Origin of the sequence: Vibrio sp. 10N.286.46.A8 (assembly GCF_041470165.1) — a bacterium.
Classification (GTDB): domain Bacteria; phylum Pseudomonadota; class Gammaproteobacteria; order Enterobacterales; family Vibrionaceae; genus Vibrio; species Vibrio tasmaniensis_A.
Genome location: NZ_JBFRLX010000173.1, coordinates 1 through 895, shown reverse-complemented (window position 1 = coordinate 895; position 895 = coordinate 1). Strand labels below are relative to the sequence as shown.

At 43.2% G+C, this 895-nt stretch carries 1 protein-coding gene and 1 pseudogene; one reads left to right on the top strand and one right to left on the bottom strand.

Going from position 1 to position 895, the window contains the following annotated elements; genetic code table 11:
• Window positions 1-544, top strand: a 544-nt coding sequence (locus AB4232_RS16700; RefSeq protein ID WP_372087569.1) for a hypothetical protein, incomplete at its 5' end; no start/stop codon positions are given.
• Between the two features lie 236 nt (window positions 545-780).
• On the opposite strand, the pseudogene AB4232_RS16695 reads toward AB4232_RS16700, so the two are convergent.
• A pseudogene (locus tag AB4232_RS16695) lies at window positions 781-895 on the bottom strand (GGDEF domain-containing protein); the annotation flags it as partial.

Here is an 895-nt window from a genome sequence, read left to right as displayed (position 1 = left end):
TGAAGCTGTCTTTGCCGTGGAGACTATCAGTGCCAAACAGCAAACTGAGAAGCAACTCAAAGCGAAGCAACTGCTAGACAGATTGTTCCCATTAGAGAACGGCTCACATCAAGATGTAACGAGCTATGTAGTTGATTACCGTCATATCATGGCTTATTTCAAAGATGGCCAACACAGCGGTCTAAAGCACCCTAAGCAGTTTGTAGCTTACATGGGTGAGAAGTGTGACCCAGACTCAATCTTGTTCCGAGATAGCAGTGGAAGCCATTTAGAAGTGATGTTTGGTTGTCATAAAGGGACGGGGTGTATTGAATTGGTCGATATCGATGATATTCAGTTAGAGTCGTGCACCACGTTTGGCCAGTCGCCAATGGAAGCGGTACAAACGAATACTGAGCGTCAAGGCATCACTACAGCAATACGTCACTGGATCAGCTTAGTTCAAGGTGATGAGAAGGGCAAACCAAAAGCATGCAGCGAAGACAAAGAGTTCCGAGCTAAGAGTGGTGAAGATTACTGTCTTAACTATTGCTACGCCCTTTAATGTCACAGCTACATCTTTGGTTTTTATGAAAGATGTAGAGCCAGTGTAGTGTTAAACACTCTGAATGTATTTAGCATTAAACACTGACGACTATGCATAAACGACAAAGCCCCAACGATTAACCTACTGGTTATTGATTGGGGCTTTTTGCTTTCGATGTTAATTGCGAGTCTATTTTTGAGTCTAGAGCTTAGTAAGTACGCCGTTTAACTGTAATTTTTTTAGATGATTGCAGATTACAGCGGCATCACTCTATTTCGACCAAGTGACTTCGCTTCGTAAAGTAGCTTATCAGCGCGTTCGATCAGTGATTGTGCCGATTCACCGGGTTCAAGTTCAGCAACACCAAAC